Below are 21,066 nucleotides of genomic sequence, written 5' to 3' on the forward strand. Positions count from 1 at the left end.
TTCCCGAAACATGCCCAGTCTATCAGCAATCCTATTAGCTTAACAAGCCAAGCTTTTGCAGTCCGTACAAAATACCGTCTTCATCTGCGCGTTTTGTGACCATTTTAGCTGCGGCTTTGGCTTCATCACAGCCGTTGCCCATCGCGACGCTGTTATGTATAGCTGTCAGCATCTCGACATCATTTAAGCCATCGCCAAAGGCGTATTGATTTTCATCGGCAATGCCCAGTCTGGATGTAATTTCGCGAATGCCCTTCGCTTTGGAGCCAGCATGAGGAACAACGTCCACAGAACTCGGATGCCAGCGCACAAAGTCAAACGCCTTGAATACCGCTTCATAGAAAGGCTCTTCTTCTGCTGTACACATCAACAGCGTCTGATAAATATCTCTTCCCTGGAAATAGAGCGGGTCGTATCCAACTGAAATCTTGGCCTTAAGCGTTTGGACTGATCTCTCCACAAGCTCATCGTTAGGAATATTGGCCTTCATGTCCATATGATCCATATATACGAGAGCATGATTATGTGTGAGGGCCAGATCGGTCATCGCTTGCAAGGCTTCTCTGTTCAACGGATTGGTAGCGACCACTTCCCCGCGAAGCACGACATATTGCCCATTAAAGCTGACGTAGGAGTCAATTTCCAACTGCTCGCGGATATCTTTGAACATAAAAGGCGCACGGCCTGTTGCGATGGCCACCTCATGTCCCAGCTCTTTCAAAGCAAAGACGGCCTTTTCTGCCGTTAACGGCATTTTCTTGTCATCGTCCAGTAATGTACCGTCGATATCGAAAAAGATAATTTTTTTGTCTGACATGTCCCTACACCTGACTTTCAATAATGTATTGTCGAAATAAACTCATATGGATTCATTATATCAAAGGAACTGCTTCTGAATACACAAATACGTATAAATCCTCATGAATGTCCGACCTCTATAGCTTACAATATGAAATAAGGATTACTGTAAAATATAATTTCTATCTCCTATTTTCATAGATGGGATGTGATCACCATGACAAAAATCCAAGTCACACCGGAGCAGCTGGACAGCGTGGCCTCCCAATTTGCCAATGCCCACGGCACACTGTATAACCAGTTAAACGGCCTGGATAGCACAATGAACCGCCTTCACAGCCAGTGGGATGGTATGGAGAGGAATCGTTTTTATAATGACTATCGTACGGCTAAATATACACTTTCTTCTGTATTAAATAAGGTTCAATCCATTGAAATTGAGCTGAAAAGCATCGCTTCGAAGTTTAGAAATGCGGATGGTGAAAGCACACGTGGCTTCTGGACAGCCCTAGCAGCGGCAATGAACGCTAGCGCAGCGCTGGCAGGCAGTGGAGAGGCTGGAGATGCTGGCGGAGAAATTGCCAAGCAGCCCAAAAACATAGATGAATGGGATCAGGCAGACGCGGATAAATATCATCAATATGAGGAACTGCTGAAAAACGCCGAGGCCATCGGCGACAAGCAGGTTATGCAGAAAATTCATGACCAGATGAATGTCCTGCGGCTGCAATATGAGGACTCAGTTCCCCGTACAGATTACAATACAGGAGAGACCTCCAAGATCACATCCGATTCCCTTGTCGCCGTCACCGAACTGACAGGTAAAGACGGAAGCAAAACGGATATATCTATCGATAAAAAAGGGAATGTTGTGAGTTATGAGCAAAATACGGATAAATACGATTACTGGGTCCAAAAGCATACCCAATCAGCCGGAGAGCACGCTCTAGGTAAAACGGCCCAGACCGTCACCGGATATGGAATAGGTCTTATTTTGTCGCGCGGGGCTGGAGTTAGTGGGGCAGGTTCGGGCATCGGTTCTGGCGCAGCCTCCGGGTGGGGGGAACACGTCGTCGGCATTGGTGGCGGCATGCTCAGTGACAAAGTACTCTTCTCTGTACCCGATGAGGGCGAAACTCGTACCATGATCTACCGAACGAATAAAGAAACCGGACATATTGAAAATATGATCATCGTCACCAAAGGTGAGAATGAAATGGAGTATCGCTATTGGGAGGATTATAACTAGGTCTTGAGCTGTGAACGATAATAGCGTGAATAGGAGTATCTATAAAATCTACAGTCTTTTTTTCTGGAACAGGTGAGCGGCAGGTGGAAACTGTAAACTCGCTAGCTGGAGAAGTCTGTAGATTTTTTGGTTACCAATTTTTTCGGAAAACCGATATATTAAATAGATAGAATACATATCCAAAGAGAAGTGAAAATTAAGTAGAACTAAATTTATAGATGGATAAACCGTGGATTATGGTCAAAGGCACAGTGCTTCTGTTGAAATTGGAAGGCTGTGCCTTTCTATCAACTCTACCATTTCACAGACTTGCAATTGGGGTACCAAATGATGGATGATGGAAGAGAGGGTTTTATGTAGGAATAGGGCTAAAGATAGAGAGGATACCAATAATAAATAGATCGGATTTACCGTATTTTTGTATATTATTGTAGAAAAAGATCGTAATTCAGGTTATAGTAAAGGAAGAAATTAACTAGGATACCTTTACCCAAATACGTAATTGTGGAGGGAAACATGAGTACATTTAAAAATTGGTTGAATACAACTAAAAAAGGACTTGGAGACCAAGTTAAGAAGTTTAAGAATAAAGATTTTATGGAAGCTGTTGTTGCAGGCTGTGCGTTAGTAGCATTTGCTGACGGTACGATTAGTCCGGAAGAGAAAACAAAAATGGCCGGATACATAAATATCAGTGAAGAATTGAAAGTGTTTGATATGGGTGAGGTCATCAACCGTTTCAATCACTATGTAGCGAACTTTGAATTTTCACCTCAAATCGGTAAACAGGAAGCACTGAAGGCGATTGGTAAATTGAATGGCAAGCCTGAAGTAGGCCGACTCGTCGTTGGCGTATGTAGCGCTATTGGCGCAGCTGATGGTGACTTTGATACCAATGAGCAGCGAATTGTGGCTGAGATTTGCGGCGCGCTTGGTTTGAATCCGTCTGAATTTAGTCTGTAAATTTTACGGAAGGGAGGTGTGTTAATCAGTGGCTGTAATTAATCTGGTCAAGGGCCAGAAAATTGATTTGACCAAGGGAAACACAGGACTAACCAAGGTTATAGCAGGATTGGGATGGGACCCTGTACAGTCCAAAGGATTTTTTGGCTTCAAGAAGCAACCCAATATTGATTGTGACGCTTCTGCCATTTTGCTGGACGCCAACGGAAAACTGACTCAGTCAGATAACGTAGTGTGTTTCCACAATAAAAAAAGTCCATGTGGCTCTGTCGTGCATTCCGGTGATAATTTGACCGGACAAGGCGACGGTGATGATGAACAAATTGCGATTGACCTGGCACGTATTCCTGCCAATGTCGACAAAGTGCTTGTTGTTGTGAATATATATGATTGCGTAAACCGGAAACAGGACTTCGGCATGATCGAGAAAGCGTATATCCGTATTCTGGATGGTGCTAATTCCAAGGAACTGGTGACGTTTAATTTATCTGATAATTATGAAGGGCTGACCGCACTGGTCTGTGGAGAACTCTATCGTCATAACAACGAATGGAAGTTTGCTGCAATCGGTGAAGGAACCCATGCCGTACATATTGATGTGCTGGCTCAGCGTTATATGTAATTTTAGGTTGCTCATACAAAACTTAATGTGAAAAGGGGTTCTTACTCATGGCAATTAACTTATCCAAAGGTCAAAAAATCGATTTGACGAAAACAAATCCAGGTTTGTCTAAAATCACAGTTGGTCTCGGTTGGGACACAAACAAATACGATGGCGGTAAAGATTTTGACTTGGACGTATCCGTGTTTTTGGCTAATGCGGAAGGTAAAGTAGAATCCGATAAGAACTTTGTCTTTTTTAATAACCCACAAAATGAGAACGGCTCTGTCATTCATACAGGGGATAACCGCACAGGTGATGGCGACGGAGATGACGAGCAAATTAAAATTGATCTGGGTAGCGTGCCAGCTAACGTTGAAAAGATCGCTTTTACGATTACAATCTATGAAGCACAAGAACGCAGCCAAAACTTTGGACAAGTGTCCCGTGCTTATGCTCGTATTGTAAACGAAGCAAACAATGAAGAATTGGTCCGCTTTGATCTGGGAGAAGATTTCTCGATCGAAACAGGCGTTGTTGTAGGCGAACTGTATCGTCATAGCGGTGAGTGGAAGTTCAATGCCATTGGTAGCGGCTACCAAGATGGTCTTGCAGGATTGACGCGCGATTACGGTTTGGCGTAAAAAATCTATACAAAGAAAGCAGGTATGCGGAATGACCATTAGCCTTTCCAAAGGACAGCGTATTGATCTGACCAAAACGAATCCCGGCTTGACTCGTGTCGTTGTAGGTCTTGGATGGGATACGAATAAATACAGTGGTGGCGCGGACTTTGACCTGGATGCTTCGGCTTTCCTACTTTATGAAGACGGTAAAGCCAAAGCTGCGGATGATTTTGTATTTTACAACAACCCGACAGGCGGAGCAGGATCGGTTACTCATACAGGCGATAACCGCACAGGTGAGGGCGATGGGGATGACGAGCAAATCATCGTTGATTTCTCGAAGATTCCTGCGAACATCCACCGTATCGGGATTACGGTTACCATTTATGATTACGAGGCACGCGCGCAAAACTTTGGTCAAGTGTCCAATGCTTTTGTACGTGTGGTAGATGCGGCAACGGATCGTGAAGTGCTGCGCTACGATTTGGGAGAAGATTTCTCCACCGAAACGGCCGTCGTATTCTGTGAATTTTACCGTCAGAATGCGGACTGGAAATTCCAGGCTATCGGTAGTGGCTTTGCTGGTGGATTGGGTGCGCTTGCTAAAAACTATGGCTTGGACGCTCAATAATATCCACTTGGGGTGGTGTCCATAGGGCGCTACCCTTTCTTTTTAAGCTACTAAATTAGCGTACGCTGACACATGACAAACGGACAGAAAGGTGACACAATCATGGCTGTTATCGTAGTAAAGGGACAGAAGGCGGATTTGACGAAAGCAAATCCGGGCCTGACCCATGTCAACGTAGGGATTGGCTGGGAGTCGCCAGCGTCTCTGGAGCTGGATACTTCGGCATTTTTGCTGGGTCCTGGAGGAAAAGTATCGGGCGATGAGGACTTAATTTTTTATAACAATCCGACCACGCCCTTTATCACCTATTCAGACGGACAACAGTCCGGTGACAAAAAGCAATTTGCCCTTGATCTGACGCGAATTCCTGCAAACATCGAGAAGATTGCGTTTACGCTGACGATTTATGATGCGGATCAGAAACGGCAAAATTTTGGACAGGTTCAAGGTGGGTTCATTCGTTTTGCTCATCCGGTTAGCGGAGAGGTTTTGCGGTTTAATTTGGACAGTGGATTTACAGTGGAAACGGCGATTGTCATTGGGGAACTGTATCGTCATAACGGGGAATGGAAATTCAACGCGATTGGCGCAGGTTTTTCCGGTGGATTGGATGCGTTGTGCGTTAATTTTGGGATTGAAGTGGAAAACAGTCCGGCTCCTCCCACGCCAGTGCCTACACCTCCGTCTCCAGCGCCTCGGCCAGCACCAACGCCGCCACCAGTACCACCTGCTCCGAAGCCAGAGCCATCTGCAACACCGGTGAATCTGAATCTGCGGAAAATTGAGCTGAAGAAGAAGGGCGACACCATCAACCTGAAAAAAGGCTCAGGCGGATTGGGTGAAATCCTGATCAATCTGAACTGGAATCAGGTGCAGCAAAGCAAGGGCTTTTTCAATCGCGGCTCCAAGGGTGTCGATCTGGATCTGGGCTGCTTGTATGAGATGAAGAACGGAGATAAAGGCGTTGTGCAGGCGCTCGGGGAAGTTTTCGGTTCTCTAAATCGCTTCCCGTACATTGCTCTGGATGGCGACGACCGTACAGGCTCTGTGAAAACAGGGGAAAATCTTCGCATTAATGGTGCTAAAATTTCCGAAATTAAGCGAATTTTGGTGTTTACCTTCATCTATGAAGGAGTCACGAACTGGTCACAAGCGGACGGGGTAGTCACGCTGTACCAGAAGGATGGGCCGGACATTATCGTTCACATGAATGAACATGACAATCGCAAAGGGATGTGTGCGATTGCCATGATTCAAAATGTAAACGATGAAACGTTCAGCATTGAAAGACTCGTGCAGTTCTATGGCGGTCATCGTGAGTTGGATCGGGCCTATAACTGGGGCATGCGCTGGTCGCAGGGTAGCAAATAAATTGAATTATCGGAGGCACTCTTTTCATGTTGAATGATTTGTTTAAAAATATCAGCGAAAACTATGGCCATTTCTTTTCATGGAGTGATGTTGTAGCTACGCTTACTGATCCAGTGAGTTGGGGGATTATAGGAACTCTCATTTTGCTGGAAGGACTTTTATCGGCGGATAACGCCTTGGTTCTCGCAGTTATGGTTAAACACTTACCCAAGGAACAACAGAAGAGAGCCTTATTTTACGGGATTTTGGGTGCGTATATATTCAGGTTCCTGGCTATCGGCTTGGGTACATTCCTGATTAAGTTCACACTGATTAAGGTACTGGGTGCGGCTTATCTGCTCTATATCGCTTATAAGGGCTTATTCAAGTCCGAAGGTGATGGAGAAGTGAAAAACAAACCTACTTCTTTTTGGAAAACCGTATTAATGGTCGAACTGATGGATATTGCCTTCAGTATTGACAGCGTCATTGCCGCTTTCGGTGTGAGCGAGAAAGTATGGGTTCTGTTCCTGGGTGGTATTCTCGGCGTTCTGATGATGCGTGGTGTTGCTCAAGTGTTCCTCAAGCTCATTGATAAATTTCCGGAACTGGAACAGACAGCCTTTATTATGATCGCCATTATCGGGGGTAAAATGCTGGCTGCTGCTTTTGGCTTTCATATGTCGCAGGTTTTATTCTTCGGCATTTTGATTGCTGTCTTTGTAGGCACAATGGTTATCAGCTCGGCGAAAAGAAAGAAAAAGGCCGACAAAGAGGCTTAATGTACAAAGTATAGCGAAATCCCTCCTGAAACTAAGGGGGGATTTCTTTTATACCCGAAGCACAGGGCTTCAGTCAGGCAAGAAAGAGCAAGAGGAGGGGAAGGGCCCTGAAATATTTTAATGATTTAACCTCTGAGGAAGTAGAAGCGATCTTTTATACTCCACCGTTGGAGTTTCATAACCGTTCTCCCAAAAGTATATTGGCTTATGCAATAGGAGCTGCTTTGTACATGCCTGCTACCCGCTCGGAGGTAGCGGAAGAGATCAAAAATGGAAAACATGAAGGACTAACTACGGTCATTTTAGATTTGGAGGATGCTATAGGGGATCACCAGGTCGGACAGGCAGAACAATCACTGGCACAGCAGCTGCTTCAACTACTATCCTATGTACGGACGGGGATGATGAGTGAACAGCAATTACCTTTGTTATTTGTGCGTGTGCGCTCTGTAGAGCAGTTGGAACGACTACTGAACGGTTTGGGTGAATCTTTGTCGCTACTCACGGGCTTTGTCTTACCTAAGTTCTCTTCTGATAATGGACGGGCGTATTTTTCACTCATTGCTGAATTTAATCGAAATATGCATACAGGGGCAGGAAACGCAAGCGACATGCCTGTGCTGTACGGATTACCGATTCTTGAAAGCTCCAAAATCATATATCGGGAAACTCGCTGGAAAGAGCTGCTGTCGATTAAAGAAATTTTAGACGAGTACCAGGAATATGTGCTGAATGTACGAATTGGGGCAACCGATTTCTCCAGTCTATATGGCTTGAGACGCAGCCCGGATATTACGATTTATGAAATTGCCGTCATTCGGGATTGCATCGCAGATATTATTAACTTGTTTGGACGCGTGGGCTCAAATTATGTCATTTCCGGTCCTGTATGGGAATATTTCTCTCACCGAGAACGTGTCTTTAAACCTCAATTAAGAGTGTCTCCTTTCGAAGATGCACTTGGAAAGCCGGGAAGACACTTGCGGATGGACTTCATCTCAGATGCCGTAGACGGACTGATTCGAGAAGTCATGATGGACAAAGAGAATGGGATTATCGGCAAAACAATTATTCATCCCTCCCATATTAAACCGGTACAGGCCATGTATGCGGTGACACATGAAGAGTATATGGATGCACTTGAAATTGTTGAGCGTAACGACGGCAGTCTGGGTGTATTCAAAAGTACCTATGCCAACAAAATGAATGAAATTAAGCCGCATTTGAATTGGGCTCATCGAATTATCAATAGATCAAAAGTATACGGGGTGTTACATGAACAACAACATTTTGTCAGTCTCTTACCCAACCACGAAAACACATCTGCTGCCAATCCTGGAGCAGTTCAGCGTTAAAATTACGGAGACGCATAATCCATTCCGCCTTCCTGTGGACAAGCTGTTTGCGATGGCGGCACGGGTCAATAAAAAGCGTTCGTTTTTGTTTGTCAGCAAGGTGCTGGGTAAGCATATTCCGGTAAACCCATACACTTCTCTGCTCAGTGGTGCGGCGCTGGCGATTCTACTATATAAGGAGCTTGTCCCACAGGCAGGACAACAAATGGATGAACTGATTGGAGAGGCCGTGAGAGGACTTCTTGACCCGGACTATGCGAAAGAGGCCTACCGAAAGCTGATGGATGAACGTTTAGCTTTTGCTTTTACGGAGCCGATCAAGTTTGTTGGTTTTGCCGAGACGGCTACAGCACTGGGACACAGCATGTATCGGTTGTTTGACGACGGAGCCTCGTATATTCATACGACGCGCGAGGATATTCCGGGCCTTCGGCCTATTATTCGGTTTGAAGAAGAGCATTCGCACGCTGTTGACCATCGTTGCTATGCACTGGATGAAGATGCTTTTGCGGGAGATGGCCCGATTGTGCTGGTAGATGATGAAATTACGACGGGAAAAACAACGCTTAATATCATACGGGATATTCAGGAGCATTTTCCGCGTAAGCAGTATGTGATTGCTTCATTATTGGATTGGCGGACAGACAGCGATGAGCAGGCTTTCACTGATCTGGAGGCAGAGCTAGGCATTACGATTACGCCTTTAAGCTTGCTCAAAGGAAAGATTGAGGTACAGGGAGTACCCATACTGGATCACGCAGAATATGCTGCACAGGTTGGGCACCCAGAACATGCAGCCACTAGCATGGCAGAGGTTAATAAAGACGCTTCTGGAATAATTGACCACCGTTTTGAAAAGGATACTTCCGGTTTTGAGCGGGTAGTACACAGCTCCATGTCAACGGACGGGTACGCCAATACAGCTCCTTATCTAAAATATACAGGCCGTTTTGGTCTACAATCCGCTGACAATTCAGCGTTGGATGCAGAAATCACGCGTACAGCTGAACGACTGAACCAACTTCGTTCTGGGCAACGCACGCTGGTTATGGGCACAGGCGAATTCATGTACATTCCAATGCGGATTGCAGCAGAGTTAGGTCTGAATGTGTATTTTCAATCGACGACACGCAGCCCGGTGTATCCCCATCGCGAAGAAGGGTATGGAGTCGCCTGTGGTGTGACATATCCATCACCTGAAGACAGTACGATACGCAATTTTATTTATAATGTAGACCCCGGTCAGTATGACGAAATATTCATTTTGATGGAAAGGGAGTCGGACCCAGAGCGGATGAACCCCATGCTGGAGGCTTTGACCCGTCTGGGCTGCGATAAAGTGCATGTCGTTTATTTTAACGGTTTAACTAGTCAGGAGAGTAAAGGAGCGCGGATATGAAGCAAGCACTCATGGAGCAAATACAGCAGAAGAACATTCATCCGCCCGAACCGCTGGGCAGTTATCCTGCCTCGGATGTCACTTTTTTATTGAAGGATTTGAGCCGGGTTACGTTGGAAAAAGGGACGGAGGATCGTGAAGAGGCGATTCAGTCGGGAGTCCATTATTCAGAAATGCTGCCAGTGGAATACGAGCCCACAGCAGAGTATATTGCACTGTTTCACGAAACGCTTGCCCAATCTGCCAAAAAGGTTGCATTAGCGGCAGCTTCTGTGGCTGAGATGATTGTGAGAAAAAGAGGCCTGAACACGGCGATTGTTTCTCTTGCCAGAGCAGGGACGCCCATTGGTATCCTGATCAAGCGTTATATTGACTGGAAGTATGGCGTATCCTTGCCGCATTACAGCATTTCTATTATTCGTGGCAAAGGCATTGACCGGAATGCGATTTTATACATTTTACAACAGCATGGACTGGAGATTGAACTTCAGTTTGTCGATGGCTGGACGGGGAAAGGGGCGATTCGCCAGGTATTGATTGAGGCCTGTCGTGAGATGAACGCGGATTACGGGTTGCGTCTAAATGATGATCTGGCGGTGCTGGCCGATCCGGGCAGATGTTCAGAAACCTTTGGTACACGAGAAGATTATTTGATTCCAAGTGCTTGTCTGAATTCGACTGTATCAGGTTTGATGAGTCGGACGGTATTACGCGACGATCTCATAGGCCCTGACGATTTCCATGGGGCCAAATTTTATGAATCCTGGCGGTCAGTGGATCAGTCCAATACGTTTGTGGATACGGTATCCGGGTACTTTCAAGACGTGGCTGAAACGGCCGTTGCATATGCTGAACAAATGACATTGAATCCGCCTGCGGTGACATGGCAGGGCTTACGGGATATTGAGGCGATTCAGCAGGCATTTGGTATTCGGGATATCAATCTGGTCAAGCCCGGAGTGGGGGAGACGACTCGTGTACTGCTGCGCAGAGTGCCGTGGAAAATTCTGATTGACCGCGAAGATAATCCGAATCTTCAGCATATTATGCTGCTGGCAAAGGATCGTGGAGTGCCTGTAGAGGTATTTGAAGGATTGACTTATTCCTGCTGCGGAATTATCAAGCCGCTCAAGGGGGGACAAGAATGATCTACGCAAGTGACTTAGATCAGACACTGATTTACTCCAAACGTTCGCTTGGCGTACCGCTGGAGTCCCCTGGTCTGTTGCCTGCGGAACAGATAGACGGGGCAACGTCGGCTTTTATTTCTGAACAAGCCCTGCAATTGCTAAGGACACTGCCTGAAGATGTGATGTTTATGCCCGTGACGACTCGGACGATAGAACAGTATAGACGAATCACTGTGTTTCAGACGGAGTTGGTTCCCGCATATGCCGTGACGAGTAATGGTGGAAACATCATCGTCGGAGGCGAGGTGGATCGAGAGTGGAATCGGCGTATTCATGAACAAGTACGCCGTGATGGTGCTCATGCGGAAGAAGCACGTCAGGTGTTCGGACAGGTGCTGCATGAAGACTGGGTCGTAAACGAACGCTTTTGCGACGAGTTATTTTATGCTTTCATGATTGAACGGGATCGTATGCCGCTGGAACAGGTGCTGGAGAAGGCACGAATCATGCGTGAAATGGGCTGGGAGGTATCCATTCAAGGTCGTAAGATATATCTGGTGCCTGCGGCTGTGAATAAACAGGCAGCCGTGGAGCATATCCGTAATCTCACGAATGGAGGGGCTGTGGTTGCGTCCGGTGACTCTTTGCTGGACCGTTGTCTGCTGGACTATGCCGATTATGCGATTGCTCCCCGTCATGGTGAATTGTATCGGGAACAGCTGCGAGATAAGCTGGAGGTCAATTACCGTTTTACAGAAGTGTCGGGGGTGTATGCAGCGGACGAAATCATGGCGTATGTTCATGCAATACACCGGAGTGTATTCGCAGCTCAAACTTCATTTTCAGAATAGATAGGGGACGTGGCTCTGTGAAGAAGGTTAAGGTGTATTTTAACCGCTGGTTTTCAGTGGCGTATCATTATATGAATGCTATTCGTAACAATGAGGACGGTATTCCGTTCGAGATCTATGCGACGCACTCAGATCCGCAGCACATGGCGCTACAGGCCAGTGATGTGGCTGAAGTAGAGCCTCGCACCAGTGGTGTGGAGTACGCACAATTTTGCGCTGATTTTTGCAAGCGGCACGGAATTGATGTCTTTATCCCACGGTGGAATATGCTCGATATTAGCAAGCATCTTTATTTGTTCGATGATATTGGGACAAAAGTGATGGTATGCCAAGATACCGAACTGCTGGAGCAACTGATGGAAAAGGATTTGTTTTATGAATCCATTCGTCAAAAGGAAATTGTCACGATTCCCGATTATGCCATTGCCAGCAATGCCGAGCAGTTTAAACAGGCATATGAGTCGTTAATAGCACGTGGGCATAAGGTATGCTTCAAGCCATGTAATGCAGAAGGCGGAATGGGCTTTCGTATCATCGACAATGAACGTAATCCGCTGGAGGAACTGTTCGGCCATGCGCTGAATCATATTTCGTTCGAGGAAGCACACCGCGTATTGTCATCCACAGAATCATTTCCCAATCTGATGGTGATGGAGCTGCTGGAGGGATACGAATACAGTATTGACTGCCTGGCTGACCGGAACGGAAAGCTGCTAGCGGCGGTTCCGCGTAGGAAGGCAGGAGGACGATTACGGCTGCTGGAGCAGCATCCCGAGCTGTTGGAGGTGGCACAGAAGGTCGCTGAGGCGTATCACATTCCGTACAATTATAACATTCAGGTAAAATATAACGGCGAGCATGCCAAGCTGCTAGAGATCAATCCGCGGATGTCCGGAGGACTTCATGTATCATGTTTGTCTGGTATCAATTTTCCTTATCTAGCGGTGAAATCGGCTTTGGGTCATGAGATCGGTTCACTTCATCCGCAATACGACATTTTAGCCAGTCATATCGAGCAGCCAATCACCATACGTAAATCCGTACATTGACACACACAAATATTGTTTTCTACAATATGGTAAGGGTTTACGTCAGGAGGTACAAGCTATGACGTCAAAAATGTGGGGTGCCACGATTGCTGTGGTTAGCTACCTGATTGCGCTTTTACTAAGTTTTTGGTTGCCACTGTTTGTGTGTTTGGCGATTCCGATCATTGGTTTGGGAGGATACAGCGCCATCATGGCTATTCGCCATCCTCGCCCCAATCTGACCGGTTCCGTGATTCCGGTGGTGCAGGAGCAGGTCGCTGAGACACATCAGCATGAAAAGGAAGCTGCCGTTCGACCGGAGTCTATGACAGGACAAGTACGTCAATCAGTTCAGGTGAGCAGTGAATTTGCTCAGGTGATGGAGTATTTGGAGGTACTGGAGGATATGGTGATCTCCGAGGGACAGAAGGATGCGCTTGATAACGAGATTGTCGAGAAGGCGCTGGCTCTATTTGCACGTTTGCAGCGGGTCATTCCACTTTTGCATGAACTGAACAACAGCGAAGTGAATCATACGGTTCGGAGATTGATTTTGAAGGATTTGAACGGACTGATTAATCCGTTTCTTCGGCTCAGCGGCGATGCGAAGCGGACTAACCGGAGGACGTTATTAAACGGATTACGGGATGTGGACAGCAAAATATCGGTAATTGTATCTACGGTGGAGCATAAGGATCTGTTGGAATTACAGAGCAAAGCGGAGCTTATTCACCAGCGATATAGCAGTTCCGAATTGTAGGCGATTTTTTGGGAAAATAAAAAAAGTAGCAGTATAGCTGCTCTGAATAACAACGATTAGACTTGGGTAACAGTTGTTTTCAGAATAGGAGGTAGCGTATGGCGACCCCATGGGCTGAATTGAAAAAAGAAGATGAACAAAAGGTGACTGAGGAGGCTTCACAGCTGATTCAGAAGGTATCACAAAGCGATGTCATGAGCCTGGATACCTTAATGGATGATATCGGTAAGTTGGGGGTTAAAACGCAGGAACGTGCGGGGCAGACCCTTAAAATGCTGGATCGTCCGGTAAACGACCTCATGTCCGGTGATCGGGCTGAGGTATCCAATATGATCTTAAAGCTGCGTGATGAATGCGAAACGCTCCAGCAGAGCAAAAATGTGAGCTTTTTTGGCAAGCTCCTGCGTAAAAGCCCGTTAAAAAACTACATTTACAAGTATCAGTCGGTGAAGACGAACATCGAGAAAATCATTACTGCCTTGAGAGATGGTAAGGATAATCTGGAAGAAAACATCGTCAGCATGAGGCAGTTGAAGAAGGCTTCCATTGAAGAAATCTACAATTTACAGACGAAGATTGCCTTTGGTAATCGCTTGAAAGAACTGTTTGAGACCGAGATTGCTAAGCCGGAAAATGAAAACCGTAAGCCTCATCTGGAGCGGGGATTGCGCAAGGTGGTTACTCGTACACAGTCGATGACAGAAATGATTTTGTTATACAATCAGGCGATTGCAGCAACAGATATTATTAATGATAACAATGATAAACTGATTGATTCTGTAAATAATGCGATTGATAAAACATCGAATCTGATCACTGTATCGGCTATGATCGCGATGGCGCTGGCGGATCAGGATAAAATCATTTCAGCCGTCGATGCGACCAACCGTACGATTGAAGATCAATTCAAGGAAAATGCAAAGCTTCTCAAAACGACGACCGAGAGAACGACAGATCTGCTTAGCAAGCCTTCTATGTCACTGGAGGCTGTGAATCAGGCGATTGGTGATTTGGTATCTGCTTTGGATCTGTCTGAAAAATCGAATCGCCAAATTATTGAAAGCTGCCATGATTACACAAGTAAAATGACAGCAATCAATGCCAACCTTAGCCAACGCTTGGGGATCGAAGGGAAAGAACCATCCAAAACACTGAAGGATAGCAATTCTTCTGAGGGTTTAAGCTCGTTTTTGAACTGATGACAATTTAGAATAATAGACTTAATCTATTAAAAAGACGCCGGGATGACTCCGAAAGGCGTCTTTTTTTGGTTTGGCAGCAGCTAATAAAGGACATGATGAACATACATAGCATTCTCGTGCATAAACTCTTAAAAAGCGAATGACAAAAAGGAGAGAGCGAGCGTATGATGTCCTTTATTTTAGGGTGTGTGATTGTCTATTTACTTGTGGCTGCCAGTAGCGAAAAAGCAGATTCAATTGCGGAGTTAAATGATTCTGTGAAATAAAATTTATTATTGAAAATCATGCATTTTCTGATAGGATAGAGTTAAATATTGGAATCCCAAAGGAGAATGCATGCTGGAATTTTCATTTGAAATTATCGACGAATCGAAAATCAACATTGTATATCAGTATGGAAGCAGCAACTTTAATTTTAATTTATTTTTTAACTACGGTGTGTGGACGCTGCATCCTTTTGACGGGATTCTGCTGCAAAACAAGGAAATGTGCCGTCTGATCGTTACGGATCTGTTTAAGAACAAAGATTTTCATGTCATGCTGGCGCGCGAAAATATTTTATTGTCAACCCTGCGCACCTCTATTGATCTCAATCCCGAAACTCGGGGAGAGCGATATCAGGAACAGGAGTTTGATGAGCTGTCTGATTTTGCTGAGACACACAGCTTTGAAGAGGTACTGCAAATCGAGCAGGATTCCGTCCGCGAGCGTATGGATTTCTTCCAAAACATCATTCAAAAAATGTATATGGAAGGATTCGGCCCGGAAGACAATGATTTTAACAAGGTACAAGCTATTCTTCGCATTTATAAGGCTGCACATGACCAACTCGGAGAATTGAGCGACTTTCCCCTGAGAGGCGACGAACGACGCAGATGGTAGATTTATTGAAACATAAAAGAGAGAGTCCCACGAACTAGCTCCGCGGAACTCTCTCTTTTATGTGTACCTGAGCTACAAAATAAGGTAGGCTAAGTGATTTAAACTTGGCCTACCTTTCTCTTACCATTCACACCTCTAAAACGTATGGAAGCTCTACGGCGGTTGCCAGCGGAGCGGGCAGAATTGTTCTGAAGAAGCGTAGCGTTCGCGATCGGAAGAACAATCTGCACGCGCAGCGCCCACCAACCGCGAGAAAGCTTTCATACGCCTAACTAGCTTATCCCCATTAATATCATCGAGCAAAGGATAAGCCCCGCCCCGCACCCCGAAGTGTATACCTTGAGATGGCGGAACATGGATGTTTTCCAGGCTGACAGAGATTCATCGGAACGCAAACGCTCATTTTCCTCTCGTAATGCCTTGGATTGACGAATGAACAACTGTCTGATGTCGGCAAATCCCCGCAGGAAGAGGGTTAGAAAACCGCTTTGCAGAACGTGGAAGATTGCACCGATCACCAAGCCCAGCAACCCCAACAGGAATAGCAGATTTGCAGTAGCCATGTTTTCACGACCATACAAGAGATGGGGTGTGGCGTACAGAATTCCTAAAGTACCGACAATCAGGGCAGAGAGCCCGAAACGTAAAATCATTATTTTTCGACCCGTTTCGCAAAGCGCAGGTCTGGGTTCGAACGAGCATCAAATACGATACCTTGAATCTTAGGACTGATTAATGCCGTGTCCGCAGAGAACTGGATCGGAATAATCGGCAGATCTTCCATCAATACGTCTTCTGCCTGATGGAGCTGTTCAAAGCGTTTTGCCGGATCAAGCTCAAAGGTTGAGGATTCGATCAGTTTGTCATACTCCGGGTTGCTCCAGTTGGTAAAGTTGTTCGAATTTTTGGAAGTATAATGCCCCAATACGCCGAGTGGATCCAGGAAGTTTCCTTCCCAGCCCATACGGGCGATCTGGAAGTTCTTTTGTTTAAAGGTATCAATGTACGTTTTCCATTCCTGATTCTCCAGTGTCACTTCAACACCCAGGTTTGTTTTCAGCATTTCCTGAATCGCTTCAGCTACTTTTTTATGCTTGTCCGAAGTGTTGTATTTGAAGGTGATCGGTGGCAGCTTGGTCAAACCTTCTTCTTTCAGACCTTCGGCCAGCGATTGTTTCGCTTTTGCAGCGTCAAACTCATAGTATTTTTTCGGTGCTTCATCACGGAAGTCTTTGCCGGATGGCGTTGTTGTTCCGTATGGAACATAGCCGTAAGCCGGAGTTTCGCCACCTTTGGTTACGCTGGTAGCCAGTGCTTCGCGGTCAATCGCGTAGGCGATGGCCTGTCTGATTTTTTTATTGTCAAACGGCTTTTGTTTTACGTTAAAAGAATAGGTGTACACACTGAAAGATGGATGCGACAGGAATTCCTTGTTGCTCTTTTCCTGATCCAGTGTATCCACGGGAAGGCTCAAAATCAGATCCAGATCGCCCGTTTTATACATTTGATAATAAGTTGTGGAGTCTTGAACCATTTTAAAATTAATCGTTGCCATCGTAATGGCATCTTTGTTCCAGAATTGATCGTTTTTAGCCAGCGTAATTTGCTCGTTATGTTTCCATTCCTTGGCTACATACGCACCGTTGCCGACAATTGTGCCCGCTTCTGCTGCCCATTTGTCATTTTTCTCAACAACCGATTGGTTTACTGGCAGATAGGCATGACCCACTGCGATCGTTGGGAAGAAGCTCAGCGGCGATTTCAGCTCAACTACAAGAGTTTTATCATCTTTGGCTGTAACTCCCACGTCTTCAATTTTACCTTTGCCTGTGTTGTACGCTTCGGCACCTTTGATGTAGTAGAGGGCAGAAGGATCGTAGGCAGCTGTTTTCGGATTCAGTACCCGTTTCCAGGAGTATTCAAAATCCTTAGCTGTCAGTGGGTCACCATTCGACCATTTTGCACCATCACGGATAGTAAAGGTGTAGGTTTTGCCGTCAGGAGATACATCTACTTTGCTGGCAGCGCCTTCTACGATTTTACCGGCCTTATCGTATGTATACAGCCCTTCATACAAGTTATCAATCACAAAGTAGGACGTTGTATCTGATGCGAAAGCAGGGTCTAGCGTATAAGGCTCCCCACCTGCCAGATTGGCAGTAATTTCTTGCGGGATATCTGCTTGAGGCGTAGCGGACGGGTCGTTGCTTGCTGTTTTGTCCGAAGTACCAGAGCATCCAGCCAAAGCCGTTACGGCCAAAAGTAAGATGATCGTCATCCAATGCATTTTTTTCATCGTGGTTTTCCTCCATTACTGTGATTAGTTATGCCAAAAATAAGGTATACGTACCGGGATTTATTCATCCTCCTTTCCCGCAGGTATGCCGCGTGTGCGCACTTCGATAAAGGAACTGCCGTTTTTCCTGCGGTTAGGCGAGAAGCTGCGGATCATGGTGACACCCCTCCTTGTCCAATTTGGATATCTCTATTGTTAATGTTGTGAGCGCGGGTCAAGTGCATCCTGAAGCCCGTCTCCAAGTGTATTGAACGCCAGCATGGTGAGCGATATCATCAGTCCGGGGAAAAATAGGCGCCACCATTGACCGCTTAAAATAACGCCAAGTGAATCGTTAGCCATCGTCCCCCAGCTGGCCGAAGGAGACTGAATCCCCAGACCGAGAAAGCTCAGGAACGATTCGGCAAAAATAGCCGACGGAATAGTGAACGTCAAATTTACAATAATGATTGCCGCTGCGTTCGGTAGCAAATGTCTGAAGATAATACGCGAATGAGATGTCCCCAAGCTACGGGCTGCTAACACATATTCCTGCTGCTTCAGCTGTAAGATTTGCCCACGCACTACACGGGCCATACCGACCCAGCCAGTAATAGATAATGCAATAATCATCGTGAGTAGGCCTGGCTTCATAATGACGAGCAGCAGAATGATGACCAGCAGATAAGGAATACTATACAAAATTTCAATAATACGCATGAGAATGCTGTCGATCCGGTCGCCCGTTTTACCGTGCCCAGCACAATAGCCAGCAACACAGCCGACGAGAATGCCAAGCACCAAATCAATGGCGGCAGCGGCAAAGCCGATCATGAGTGAAATTCTAGCCCCGGCCCATGTCCGTGCCCATACGTCCCTCCCCAGATCATCCGTGCCAAACCAGTGCTCTCCCGAAGGAGAAAGATTCGTCTTCAAAAGGGATTGATCACTGGGTGCATAAGGAACCATGGAAGGTCCAATAATCGCCAGCACAATAATAATGATAAGTAGGGAAAGCCCCAACAGAGCAAGCTTGTTGTTAAAAAGTCTGCGTAGCCGATCCCGCCAGGGTGATTCTTTGGGTCTGGTCAACGTGGGGGTGGGGATCTGGCTACGGTCTACAAGACTAAACAGGCTGTCCTTTTCGACAGTAGGTGCTGCTTTCATGTTAATCTCCTTTGCTGTCTAATTTGATTCGCGGATCGACAAGGCGATAGGATATATCAATTAAAAATAAAGTAACGACCAGAATGGCACTATAGAAAATGGTCGTCCCCATAATCACTGGATAATCCCGGTTAAAGATACTGTCTACGAAGTATTTACCGATGCCGGGAATGGCGAATATTTTTTCAACGACAAAGGTACCTGTAATAACGGAAGCGAATAACGGTCCGATAAAGGACAGCACCGGAATCAACGCGTTGCGTAATCCGTGACGAATGACTACTGCCCAAGAGGACAACCCTTTTGCTTTGGCAGTGCGTATGTACTCCTCATGCATAACTTCCAGCATACTCGTCCGCATAAAGCGGGCGATAACGGCAAGCGGTGAAACAGCGAGAGCCAGCGACGGGAGCACCGTATGCTGCCAGGTTCCCCATGAGGCGACCGGAAGAAGGTGCCATTGGACGGCAACGTACTTGATTAACAGCGGTGCCAATATGAAGCTGGGTACGGAAATACCAACAATGGCGATAAACATCGAGATATAATCCAGTGGTCGATTATGGTGCAGAGCAGCCAGTGTTCCGAGCGAAATACCTGCAATAATCGCGACCACGATGGATTGAATACCCAGCAATGCAGAAGGTGGAAAACCTCGGGCGATGAGCATATTGACGTCCGTCGTTTTCGATTGAATAGACGGGCCCATATCCAGCACTAGCAGATTTTTTAGATACAGCACATACTGCACAGCGAGCGGCTTGTCCAGATTGTACCTGGCACGCATGTTTTGCAATACCGCTTCCGGAATCGTTTTGGAATCGTTCGAGAATGGATCACCCGGAATGATGTGCATGATGATAAACGTTAAAGTGACGATAATCCACAACGTTATGAACATCGTAAAAAGACGCTTTAAAATGTACATGGGGCTTTATTTCTCCTGTCTATCAAGCTGATTTACATACTATTGCTGCTGAAATTTTAAAATAAATAAAAGTATATAAGAATACTAGGAAATAATAAGACGGTTTAGGTGACATGTCAAGGTAAGGTTTTACATTATAGAACACAGGTCAAATTTTCGTCACAGGTTTTCCATTTATATGAGGCTAAGATTCCGCTCATTCCTCTCGACGAGTATCCTGCGGTGTGTTATGATGATACTCTGATAACGTGTTAACGAACTAAAGCGTTTGCCACCTGTTCTTGGATACGGGGGTCACCATTGTTGGAGGGGAATAAGATGAGAAAAGCAGCCATGTTTACGATGTTAATTGGATTGATGATGATCGTGTTGGCCGGATGTTCCGGCGGTAAGGATGACAGTAAATTGATTATTGGAATTGATGATAAATTCGCCCCGATGGGCTTTAGAGATGAAAATAACGAGCTGACCGGCTTTGATATTGATTATGCAAAAGCGGCCGGGGAACAAATGGGTAAACAGGTGGAATTTCAGCCGATTGACTGGTCTGCCAAAGAATCCGAGCTGAACAGCGGACGTATTGATCTCATTTGGAATGGATACACCATTACGGATGAGCGTAAGGAAAAAGTGCTGTTCACGAAGCCATATCTGAAAAACAGTCAGGTGATTGTCATTCCGGCTACTTCCAGTCTATCCAAGCTGGCTGATCTGACGGGCAAAACGGTCGGACTCCAGACGCTGTCTTCAGCAGCCGATGCATTAGATGCGAATCCGATCAAAAGTAAATTGAAGCAAGTTTCCGAGTTCCCGGATAATGTGCTTGCTTTGACAGACTTGAAAACCGGACGTCTGGATGCGGTTGTCATTGATGAAGTCGTTGCCAAGTACTATATGTCGAAGGAACAAGGGACGTATAAGCTGCTTGATGAATCACTGGCCCCTGAGGAATACGGCATCGGTGTGAAAAAAGGGAATGAAGAGCTGTTGACGCAGCTGCAATCCGCTTTGGATGAGCTACACAAGAACGGAAAAGCTGCTGAAATTTCGAAAAAGTGGTTTGGTGAAGATAAAGTATTAAATTAATAC

Annotated in this window: 21 protein-coding genes; 16 read left to right on the forward strand and 5 right to left on the reverse strand. The window is 45.9% G+C overall.

What is annotated here, in order from left to right; translation table 11 throughout:
* Positions 1-34: 34 nt before the first annotated feature.
* Positions 35-817, reverse strand: coding sequence for a Cof-type HAD-IIB family hydrolase (locus NSQ58_RS18585; protein WP_023987190.1), 783 nt, complete (start codon positions 815-817; stop codon positions 35-37).
* A 198-nt stretch (positions 818-1,015) separates the two neighbouring features.
* On the opposite strand from NSQ58_RS18585, the gene NSQ58_RS18590 reads away from it, so the two are divergent.
* The 15 genes from NSQ58_RS18590 (at position 1,016) to NSQ58_RS18660 (ending at position 15,607) form a co-directional block, all read left to right on the forward strand.
* Entirely contained in the window at positions 1,016-2,047 is a 1,032-nt protein-coding gene (locus NSQ58_RS18590) for a WXG100 family type VII secretion target (protein ID WP_075153803.1), read from the forward strand.
* A gap of 516 nt (positions 2,048-2,563) precedes the next feature.
* Complete coding sequence (locus NSQ58_RS18595; RefSeq protein WP_023987192.1) at positions 2,564-3,010, forward strand: tellurite resistance TerB family protein; 447 nt, start codon at positions 2,564-2,566, stop codon at positions 3,008-3,010.
* 28 nt (positions 3,011-3,038) lie between these two features.
* Positions 3,039-3,632, forward strand: coding sequence for a TerD family protein (locus NSQ58_RS18600; protein WP_013308969.1), 594 nt, complete (start codon positions 3,039-3,041; stop codon positions 3,630-3,632).
* A 47-nt stretch (positions 3,633-3,679) separates the two neighbouring features.
* Positions 3,680-4,255 carry a TerD family protein gene (locus NSQ58_RS18605; protein ID WP_023987193.1) on the forward strand — a complete coding sequence of 192 codons (576 nt, stop codon included), beginning with the start codon at positions 3,680-3,682 and terminating at the stop codon, positions 4,253-4,255.
* Between the two features lie 31 nt (positions 4,256-4,286).
* Positions 4,287-4,868, forward strand: a complete 582-nt coding sequence (locus NSQ58_RS18610; RefSeq protein WP_023987194.1) for a TerD family protein — start codon at positions 4,287-4,289, stop codon at positions 4,866-4,868.
* A gap of 102 nt (positions 4,869-4,970) precedes the next feature.
* Entirely contained in the window at positions 4,971-6,239 is a 1,269-nt protein-coding gene (locus NSQ58_RS18615; protein ID WP_341057995.1) for a TerD family protein, read from the forward strand.
* Positions 6,240-6,265: 26 nt separating this feature from the next.
* Positions 6,266-7,000 (forward strand): TerC family protein, encoded by a 735-nt coding sequence (locus NSQ58_RS18620; protein ID WP_023987196.1) that lies wholly within the window; start codon positions 6,266-6,268, stop codon positions 6,998-7,000.
* Positions 7,001-7,167: 167 nt separating this feature from the next.
* On the forward strand, positions 7,168-8,355 hold the full coding sequence (locus tag NSQ58_RS18625; RefSeq protein WP_071559143.1) for an HpcH/HpaI aldolase/citrate lyase family protein: 1,188 nt from the start codon (positions 7,168-7,170) through the stop codon (positions 8,353-8,355).
* Positions 8,356-8,407: 52 nt separating this feature from the next.
* Positions 8,408-9,754, forward strand: a complete 1,347-nt coding sequence (locus NSQ58_RS18630; protein ID WP_341058538.1) for a phosphoribosyltransferase family protein — start codon at positions 8,408-8,410, stop codon at positions 9,752-9,754.
* Positions 9,751-10,902: a cysteine protease StiP family protein gene (locus NSQ58_RS18635; protein ID WP_023987199.1), complete on the forward strand. Its 1,152-nt coding sequence runs from the start codon at positions 9,751-9,753 to the stop codon at positions 10,900-10,902. Before NSQ58_RS18630 ends, NSQ58_RS18635 begins: the two co-directional genes overlap by 4 nt.
* Positions 10,899-11,735 (forward strand): HAD family hydrolase, encoded by an 837-nt coding sequence (locus NSQ58_RS18640; RefSeq protein ID WP_053324725.1) that lies wholly within the window; start codon positions 10,899-10,901, stop codon positions 11,733-11,735. Before NSQ58_RS18635 ends, NSQ58_RS18640 begins: the two co-directional genes overlap by 4 nt.
* Before the next feature lie 17 nt (positions 11,736-11,752).
* On the forward strand, positions 11,753-12,784 hold the full coding sequence (locus tag NSQ58_RS18645; RefSeq protein WP_053324726.1) for an ATP-grasp domain-containing protein: 1,032 nt from the start codon (positions 11,753-11,755) through the stop codon (positions 12,782-12,784).
* A 58-nt stretch (positions 12,785-12,842) separates the two neighbouring features.
* On the forward strand, positions 12,843-13,523 hold the full coding sequence (locus tag NSQ58_RS18650) for a hypothetical protein (RefSeq protein WP_028542074.1): 681 nt from the start codon (positions 12,843-12,845) through the stop codon (positions 13,521-13,523).
* A gap of 98 nt (positions 13,524-13,621) precedes the next feature.
* Positions 13,622-14,722, forward strand: coding sequence for a toxic anion resistance protein (locus NSQ58_RS18655; protein ID WP_023987203.1), 1,101 nt, complete (start codon positions 13,622-13,624; stop codon positions 14,720-14,722).
* Positions 14,723-15,061: 339 nt separating this feature from the next.
* Entirely contained in the window at positions 15,062-15,607 is a 546-nt protein-coding gene (locus NSQ58_RS18660; RefSeq protein ID WP_023987205.1) for a hypothetical protein, read from the forward strand.
* A gap of 272 nt (positions 15,608-15,879) precedes the next feature.
* On the opposite strand, the gene NSQ58_RS18665 is transcribed toward NSQ58_RS18660, so the two are convergent.
* From NSQ58_RS18665 to NSQ58_RS18680, 4 genes are all read right to left on the reverse strand, one after another.
* Positions 15,880-16,260 (reverse strand): DUF3899 domain-containing protein, encoded by a 381-nt coding sequence (locus NSQ58_RS18665; protein WP_341057996.1) that lies wholly within the window; start codon positions 16,258-16,260, stop codon positions 15,880-15,882.
* On the reverse strand, positions 16,260-17,903 hold the full coding sequence (locus NSQ58_RS18670; RefSeq protein ID WP_069081249.1) for a peptide ABC transporter substrate-binding protein: 1,644 nt from the start codon (positions 17,901-17,903) through the stop codon (positions 16,260-16,262). The genes NSQ58_RS18665 and NSQ58_RS18670 overlap by 1 nt, the downstream gene beginning before the upstream one ends.
* 195 nt (positions 17,904-18,098) lie before the next feature.
* On the reverse strand, positions 18,099-19,049 hold the full coding sequence (locus NSQ58_RS18675; RefSeq protein WP_023987209.1) for an ABC transporter permease: 951 nt from the start codon (positions 19,047-19,049) through the stop codon (positions 18,099-18,101).
* Position 19,050: 1 nt separating this feature from the next.
* On the reverse strand, positions 19,051-19,977 hold the full coding sequence (locus tag NSQ58_RS18680; RefSeq protein WP_023987210.1) for an ABC transporter permease: 927 nt from the start codon (positions 19,975-19,977) through the stop codon (positions 19,051-19,053).
* A 318-nt stretch (positions 19,978-20,295) separates the two neighbouring features.
* On the opposite strand from NSQ58_RS18680, the gene NSQ58_RS18685 reads away from it, so the two are divergent.
* On the forward strand, positions 20,296-21,063 hold the full coding sequence (locus tag NSQ58_RS18685) for an amino acid ABC transporter substrate-binding protein (protein WP_028542078.1): 768 nt from the start codon (positions 20,296-20,298) through the stop codon (positions 21,061-21,063).
* Positions 21,064-21,066: the final 3 nt, after the last annotated feature.

This window comes from Paenibacillus sp. FSL M7-0134, from assembly GCF_038007865.1.
In the GTDB taxonomy this organism is placed as follows: Bacteria; Bacillota; Bacilli; order Paenibacillales; family Paenibacillaceae; genus Paenibacillus; species Paenibacillus polymyxa_B.